Consider the following 6,838-nt stretch of genomic DNA (forward strand, 5'->3'; position numbering starts at 1 on the left):
CCACGAGGCCCCGTCCGGCAGCGACGCCGTCCGCCCGGCCGGCGCCGTCGCGCCCGCGTGCACGAGGACGTCGGACGCGGCGCCCGCGAGCGGGGCGTCCCGGCGGCCGAGCACGCGTCGGGCCAGGTACGCCGACCCGTGGTCGTCCCGTCCGAGCAGCAGCCACGCCTCGACGTCCGCACCGTCGGCGGCAGCGTCGTCGCGCCCACGGCCGTCGATCGACGGCACCGGGCCGCCGGCGAGGGCGTCGGCCTGGTCGGGGGCCAGCAGGACGAGCGCGCCCGACGCGTCCGTGAGCACCCCGCCGTCGTCGACGAGCAGCACGCGCGACGCCGGGTCCGCCAGGGCCGGCGCGAGCCCGTCGGCGCGCCGCTCGGCCGCCCGGTCCACCTCGGCGCGGGACAGGGGCAGGTCGTCGACGATCACGCCGCCACCGTACGCGTCGCCGACTCCGGCCACCGACGCGGTCCTCTGCCACGGGCCGCCGAGACCGGACGCGACACTCGGCACTCGCCACCTGCGGACGAGGACGGCGGTGGAACGGTGGCCGGTGGTGGATCGGTGCCGCGGCAGGGGCCTGGCGGGCGCGTGCGGACGAAAGGGACCGACACGCCGTCGTGCGACCGCCCCCGGCGGGCCGACCGACCTACCCTGGTCGACGTGCCACGCTCACCCCTCGCGCTCGCCGCCCTGGCGACGGTCGCCGTCCCGGGCCTGGACGCCTACGACGTCCGCCGGCCCGCCCAGCCCGGGACCGACTACGACGTCGCCGTGGTGATCGACGCCCACCGCCGCCGCTGGGTCGTGCGCGCACCCGCCGGTGCCGCCGCGGGCGCCGCGCTCGAGGCCGAGGTCGAGGTGCTCGACGCGCTCGCCGAGCACACCGCGTCCGGCGCCCTGCCCTTCGCCGTGCCGCAGCCCGTCGGGTTCGCGCACCTTCCCGAGGGCGGTCGTGCCGCCGTGCACGCCGAGATCCCCGGCACGCCCCTGCGCGTCGACGCCCTCCAGCCCGGCCCCGGGCTCGCCGCCGACCTGGGCCGTGCCCTCGCCGCGCTGCACGAGCTCCCGACGTCGCTCGTCGAGAACGCCGGCCTGCCGGTCTACGAGGCCACCGAGTACCGGCAGCGGCGCCAGGCGGAGGTCGACGAGGCCGCGCGCACCGGCAAGGTGCCGCCCGCGCTGCTGCGCCGCTGGGAGGAGCTCCTCGAGGACGTCGCGATGTGGCGCTTCCGCCCGACGGTCGTCCACGGCGACCTCACCGCCGAGCGCGTGCTCGTCGCCGACGGCCGCGTGAGCGGCATCCTCGGCTGGGGCGACACCGTGGTGGCCGATCCCGCGGACGACCTGTCGTGGCTGCTGGTCGCGGCGTCCCCCGAGGCCGCCGACTCCGTCATGGAGGCCTACCAGCTGCGCCGGACCGAGCTGACCGACCCGCACCTGCAGCGGCGCGCGCTCCTCGCGGGCGAGCTGGCGCTCGCGCGGTGGCTGCTCTACGGCGTCCGCTCCGGCAACACCGAGGTCGTCGAGGACGCGGTCGCGATGCTCGAGGACCTCGACGAGCACACCCGGTCGCTCGACGCGGAGTCGTCGGCCACGTACGCCTGACCGGGTCTGCCCCGGGGAGCCCGGGTACGCCTGCCGCGGTGCTGCCGGGGAACTCGACACGTCCGTGCCGCGCCGGCGGGGACGTTCAGCGCCGACGGCGCACCGACCGGTCCGCCTCGCGGGGACCCTGGGCGGGAGCGCCCGCGTTCGCGGCGCCGCGGTCGACGTTCGAGGGCGCTCCACGACCCGGCACGGCCGCGCCCCGGTCGGCCGGGCCGTCCGCGAGCGCCGGGCCGGCGCTGTCGTCGGCCGGTCCCGACGTCGTCGGCACCGGCGCGTCGACGCCCGTCGCCGTGCGCAGCAGCGTCGTGATCTCGTCCTCGCCGAGCAGGCGCTCCGGGTAGACCGTCTCGCCCGTGCCGACGTAGCAGAACGCGGCGCGCACGAGGGGCAGCGGGGTCCCCGTCCAGCGCGACCACGCGAGCCGGTAGACGGCGAGCTGGAGCTCGCGCGAGGCGCGCGCGGCGGGGTCGGCGGGCGGCGCGCCCGTCTTCCAGTCGACGACGACGACCGGCCGGGCGGTTGGTGCGCCGGCGGACGACGGCGCGGGAGGAGCGGCGTCCACGTCGGGGAAGACCGCGTCGACGCGTGAGCGCAGGACGTAGCCGTCGACCGACGTCTCGATGTCGACCTCGATCGCGAGGGGTGTCCGGTCGGCCCACGGCGTGCGCAGGAAGGTCGCGCGCAGCGCCTCCTCGTCCACGTCGACCAGGACGGAGTCGTCGTCGGCGCCAGGCAGGGCGTCGACGTCGACGAGCGACGCCGACCCGTACCAGCTCTCGACCCACGCGTGGAACCGCGTGCCGCGCCGCGCCTGCGGGGACGGCTCGCGCGGCACCGGGCGGCGCAGTCCGCGCGCGAACTCGGCCGGGTCGGCGTGCAGGCGCACGAGCGACGACGCGGACAGGTGGGCGGGCAGCTCGACGCCACCGTCGGGGCGGCGGACACGCTCGCGCTCGACGAGCAGCCGGTCAGCCAGGTCCTCCCACCGCGACCGCGGTCGATCCGCGTCCGTGTCAGCGCGGTCACGCTCGTCCTCGGCGTCGGGAGCACCGGACGCGGTGTCGGCGAGCGCGGCGCGGACCAGGGCGGCGGCGGCCTCGACGGCGGGGCGCCGGCCCGGTCCCCCGTCGACGGCGAAGGGGTCGGCGGGCCAGGTCGCGGACAGCACGAGGTCGTCGCGGGGGTTCGTCGCCCCGGCCTCGGGCGCTTCGGCCCAGCCGTCGACTCCGACGACCCCGGCCTCGGCGAGCTCGTCGAGGAACACGGACAGGGCGCGCGCTCCGGTCGACTCGCCCCACCACGCGGCGGTGAGCAGCAGGTCCGCGCGGGCGCGCGTGACGGCGACGTAGGCGAGCCGGCGCTCCTCGGCGACCTCGTGCTCGCCGGCGTCGAGCAGGAACTGCTTGCGCCGGTCGTCGAGGTCCTTGTGGTCGGCGGCACCCGCGTAGGCGAAGACCGGCAGGTCGTGCCGGTCGCCGCGCAGCGGGTAGGGCAGCGTGCCGAGGCCCGTGAGCCACGCGGAGTCCTTCGGTCCGTCCTTGCCGCGCGTGCGGGTCGCGGGCAGGACCCCGTCGACCAGGCCGGCGACGGCGACGACGTCCCACTCGAGGCCCTTCGCGGCGTGGATCGTGATGATCTGCACGGCGTCGGGGTCGGGCTCGGCGACGGGCATGTCGAGGCCGCTCTCGCGGACGTCGGCGGCGTCGAGCCAGGCGAGGAACCCGCCGAGCGTCGGGTGGTCGGCGGACCGGGCGAACTCGACGGCGACGTCGCGGAACGCGTCGAGGTTGGCGCGCGCACGCCCCGGCGCGACACCGCCCCGCGCGGCGACCTCGATGTCGAGGCCGAGCAGCCGCTCCGCCTCGGCGACGAGCTCGGGCACGGCGAGGTAGGCGTGCGACCGCAGGGCCGTGAGCGACGCGGCGAGGCCGGTCAGCCGGGTGCGGGCGGTCGCGCTGAGCTCGCGGCCCGTCGCGCTGCGCCACCCGGGACGCGGGAGCTCGTCGAGCGCGTCGACGATGCTGCGCTCGTCCACGACGTCGGCCTGGACGCCGGGGTCGCGGCCCGCCCGACCGCCGGAACGCCCCGCGAGCTCGCCGGCCCACGCCCCGAGCGCGTGCAGGTCGGCGGCACCGAGGCGGGCGCGGCCTCCGGTGAGGAGCCGCATGAGCGCGTCGCCGCGCGACGGGTCGTGCGCGGCCTGGAGGGCGGCGACGAGGTCGACGACCTCCGGGGTGGCGAGCAGCCCGCCGAGGCCGACGACCTCGACGGGGAGGCCCGCGGCCCGCAGCGCGCGCTGCAGCACCGGGAACTGGGACCTCTTGCGGCACAGCACGGCGGCGGTGACCCGTTCGCCGGCCGGACCGGCGGGACGCCAGCGGGCCGCGACGAACTCCGCGACGGCACGGGCCTCGTCCTCGACGGTCTGCGCGACGTGCGCGTGCACGCCGCCCTCGCCGGCTCCGGGGCGTGCGGCGAGCACGGGCACGTCGACCCGCGTCGACGACGCGCGCAGCGGCCCGGCGACGACGTTGGCGGCGTCGAGGATGCGGCGGTCGTTGCGCCACGACGTCGAGAGCACGTGCACGTCGGCGGGGCGCCGCGTGCCGTCGTCGGCGACGTGCGGGAACGACGTCGGGAAGCCCTCGAGCCCGCCCGCGCTCGCGCCGCGCCAGCCGTAGATCGACTGGTGCGGGTCGCCGACGGCGGTGACGGGGTGGCCGTCGCCGAACAGCGCGCCGAGCAGCGTGAGCTGCGCGTACGACGTGTCCTGGTACTCGTCGAGCAGGACGACGCGGAACCGCGTGCGCTCCCCCGCCGCGACCTCGGGCACGTCCCGCGCGAGGCGGGCCGCGAGAGCGACCTGGTCGCCGAAGTCGATCGCGTCGGCGGCGCGCTTGCGGTCGCGGTAGGTCGCGACGAGGTCGAGCACGCGGGTCCGCTCGCCGAGCAGCCGCACCAGGTTCGTGACGTCCCGGTAGGGCTCGGTGCGGCGGCCGGGACCGTTCGGTGTCTGCGCGATGGCCTCGACGATCTCCGTGATGCCGTCCTGCGCCTGCGCGGGCGTGAGCAGGTGCTCGTCGAGCGCGCCGCACAGCGCGAGCACCGCGTCGACGACCGTGGACGTCGCGGCGTCGGTGTCGACGTCACCGGTCCACGCCTCGACGACCTCGTGCGCGAGCTGCCACTGGGCGGCCTCGCCGAGCAGCCGCGCCGACGGGTCGAGCCCGAGACGCAGCGCGTGGTCCGTCACGAGCGAGGACGCGTACGCGTTGTACGTCGCGATGGTCGGCCGTGCCAGCCCGCCGAGCACGTCGCCGTCGCCCCCCGCCAGGCCCGCGGCGCCGGGCAGGACCACGCCCGACTCGGCGGCGGCGCGCGCGAGGCGGCGCAGACGGCGGCGCACCCGCTCCGCGAGCTCGGCCGCGGCCTTGCGGGTGAACGTGAGTCCCAGCACCTGCTCGGGCGTGACGAGGCCGTTGGCGAGCAGCCACACGACGCGTGCCGCCATCGTCTCGGTCTTGCCCGACCCCGCACCGGCCACGACCAGCGCAGGGCCGAGCGGCGCCTCGACGACACGCTCCTGCTCGGGCGTCGGGGGCGGCTGGCCGACGAGCGTCGCGATCTGCGCGGCGGAGAGCACGGTCATGCGACCACCTGCCCGCCCTCGGTGCGCGCGGGGCACGAGCGTCGCACCGGGCACCGGTCGCACAGGTCGTTCGTGGTCGCCTCGAACGTCGACGCGGCCATCCGGTCGGCGACCTCGTCCACGAGCGTGCGCGCCCAGCTCGGGCCGTCGGACTCCGGGCCGAGCGCGTCCTGCGGGCGTTCGGTGGCCGACGCACCCGTGCCGACGTACACGAGCCGGGCGCCCGTGCTGCGGGCGTCGTCAGGCAGCGTCGCGAACGCGCCCGCGTCGACGGCGAGCTGGTACGCGCCGAGCTGCGGGTTGACGGCCGCCTTCGCCTTGCTCGGGACCGTGGCGCCGGTCTTGAGGTCGACGACGCGGACGGGCGTCCCCGGGCCGTCGGGCGCGTCGGGGTCGTGCTCGAGCCGGTCGACCGTCCCGCGCACGACGGCGCGGTCGGTCCGCAGCGTGAACTCGCCCTCGACGAGCAGGGGCGCGCCCGCGTCACGCAGGTACCCCGCGAGCCGGTCGATCATCGCGTCGGCGCGGCGGCGGGTCGCGCGGGCGGGCCAGCCGTCGCCGAGCCCGAGCTCGGACCAGCGGCGGTCGAGCTCGGCGGACAGCTCGGCGTGCGTGCCGTGCGGCAGCTCCTGGGCGATCGCGTGCACGAGCGTGCCGAGCGTCTGGCCGCTCGAGTCCGCCGCGGTGCCGCCCGCGGCCTCCAGCGCCCAGCGCAGCGCGCACCGCTGCGCGGTCTCGAGCCGCGACGGCGAGACCGGCACCTGCTCCTGCGGTCCCCACAGCGGCACGTCGGTCGACGGGTCGGCGAGCCCGTGCCACTCGTGCGGGTCGGCCCCGGCGACCCCCTCGCGCGCGAGCCGGGCCAGCGTCCGGGCGAGCGCCGGGTCGGGCTCGACGCCGTCGACGACCGCCTGCTCCAGCCGCGAGCGGAGCTCGGCGACCAGCCCGCGCAGGTCCGCGGCCGCCGGGACGGTCGTGCGGCGGTGGTCGACCTCGTCGTCCGACGGCTCGACGAGGTCCAGGAACGGCGACGGCTGCTGGTCCGCGTCGGCGACGGCCGTGACGACGAGCCGGCTCCGGGCCCGGGAGCACGCGACGGCGAACGACCGCAGCTCGTCGGCGAGCACCGCCGCCCGCGCCTCGGCCGCACGCGCACCCTCGTCGGCGCCGTCGACCGTGCGACCGGCGACGACGTCGACGAGCGTCTGCGCACCGAGCAGCGAGTCGCGCAGCCGCAGGTCGGGCCAGACCCCGTCCTGCACGCCCGCGACGACCACGAGGTCCCACTCCTGACCGGCCGCGCCCGCGGGCGTCAGGACCGGCACGGCCTGCCGGCGCGCGGCGGCGGCGAGCGAGTCGGACGGGAGGTCCTGCGCGGCGAGCCAGTCGACGAACGCGCCGGGCGTCGCCCGCGGCATCCGGTCGACGAACGTCTCCGCGGCCCGGAACAGCGCGAGCACCGCGTCGAGGTCGCGGTCAGCCCGCTCGCCCGCCGCGCCGCCCGCGAGCGCCGAGCGGCGCCACGGCTCGGCCAGACCGGCCGCGTGCCACAGCGCCCACAGCACGGTCTGGGCGTCCGCC

At 78.0% G+C, this 6,838-nt stretch carries 3 protein-coding genes and 1 pseudogene; 1 reads left to right on the forward strand and 3 read right to left on the reverse strand.

Going from position 1 to position 6,838, the window contains the following annotated elements; translation table 11 throughout:
• Positions 1-426 (reverse strand): annotated as a pseudogene (locus CBZ_RS16815) (NAD(+) diphosphatase); the annotation flags it as partial.
• Positions 427-660: 234 nt separating this feature from the next.
• Between CBZ_RS16815 and CBZ_RS16820 the strand changes: the two are divergent.
• On the forward strand, positions 661-1,605 hold the full coding sequence (locus CBZ_RS16820; RefSeq protein ID WP_130782634.1) for a phosphotransferase: 945 nt from the start codon (positions 661-663) through the stop codon (positions 1,603-1,605).
• 85 nt (positions 1,606-1,690) lie between these two features.
• Here CBZ_RS16820 and CBZ_RS16825 read toward each other — a convergent pair whose 3' ends face one another.
• Both CBZ_RS16825 and CBZ_RS16830 read right to left on the reverse strand, forming a co-directional pair.
• Complete coding sequence (locus CBZ_RS16825) at positions 1,691-5,257, reverse strand: ATP-dependent helicase (protein ID WP_130782635.1); 3,567 nt, start codon at positions 5,255-5,257, stop codon at positions 1,691-1,693.
• Positions 5,254-6,838 (reverse strand): PD-(D/E)XK nuclease family protein (locus tag CBZ_RS16830; protein WP_130782636.1); only part of this gene is annotated, 1,585 nt, incomplete at its 5' end. The genes CBZ_RS16825 and CBZ_RS16830, both read right to left, overlap by 4 nt.

The sequence above is a fragment of the Cellulomonas biazotea genome (assembly GCF_004306155.1).
GTDB lineage: Bacteria > Actinomycetota > Actinomycetes > Actinomycetales > Cellulomonadaceae > Cellulomonas > Cellulomonas biazotea.

Excerpts from the sequence above, each read along its gene's own strand:
- CBZ_RS16825 (WP_130782635.1), bottom strand. The coding sequence starts at position 5,257 with ATGACCGTGCTCTCCGCCGCGCAGATCGCGACGCTCGTCGGCCAGCCG.